The organism is Nonomuraea sp. KM90 (assembly GCF_052246675.1).
GTDB lineage: Bacteria > Actinomycetota > Actinomycetes > Streptosporangiales > Streptosporangiaceae > Nonomuraea.
Genome location: NZ_JBQQCB010000393.1, coordinates 1 through 814, shown reverse-complemented (window position 1 = coordinate 814; position 814 = coordinate 1). Strand labels below are relative to the sequence as shown.

Annotated in this window: 1 protein-coding gene; it reads right to left on the bottom strand. The window is 76.4% G+C overall.

Annotated elements, in window-relative coordinates; translation table 11 throughout:
• A partial coding sequence (locus ACTWPW_RS64410) for a hypothetical protein (protein WP_443175072.1) occupies positions 1-556 on the bottom strand: 556 nt, incomplete at its 3' end.
• Positions 557-814: the final 258 nt, after the last annotated feature.

Here is an 814-nt window from a genome sequence, read left to right as displayed (position 1 = left end):
CCGGGCCGGTGGCGAGGTCTCGTAACGCGGGGAGCAGGCCGTCCAGGGGCAGCCCGTGACGCAGCGCCGCCTGCGCGGCCGGCACGGGCTCACCGCCGGCGGCGGCCTCGGCGACGCAGGCGGCCAGCCGGCCGGGGTCGCCGGTGATCGCGGCGAGGGCCTGCGCGCACTCGAGGCGCTGCCTCCAGGACACCTTCGGGTCGTCGCGGACTCGGGTCAGGGCGGGTACCGCCGCCCCGGCCGCGGGGCCGATCGCGGCGAGCGCGCGTACGGCCCACCAGCGGTCGTCCGCGATGAGCGGCGTGAGCTCGGGCACCGCGGCGGCCGCGGCCGGGCCCCAGCGGTGCAGCAGCCTGGTCAGGGCGTTCAGCTCGTTGTGCCACCGGGTTCTGGTGAGGAGCGCGTCGTAGTCGCCGCCTTCCCCGGGCTGCTCGGACGGCAACGCCGTCAGCCGCCGCCGCACCGCGCCGAGCAGGGCGGGGTCGGAGGGGACGCCGGTGTCGATGAGCAGGTTCAGGAGGTCGGAGCCGGCCCGGCCCGCTACGAGGGCGGCCATGAACGGCTCACGCCAGCGCGGATCGCCGAGCGAGATCAGGATCTCCAGGGACGCATTGAACAGCCGCGCCTGGTCTGTGTTCGGATCCCCCCAGACCGGACCCTGCTCCGGGGCCGACGCCGAGGGCGGGGTCGCGTTCTGGTGGGACGTTGCGTCCCGGACGGGAGCCGCGTGCTGTGCGAAAGCCGGATCCTGGGGAGGGGCCGCGTCCTGGGCAGGGGCCGCGTCCCGGGTGGTGGTCAGGTCGGTGGTGGGTGT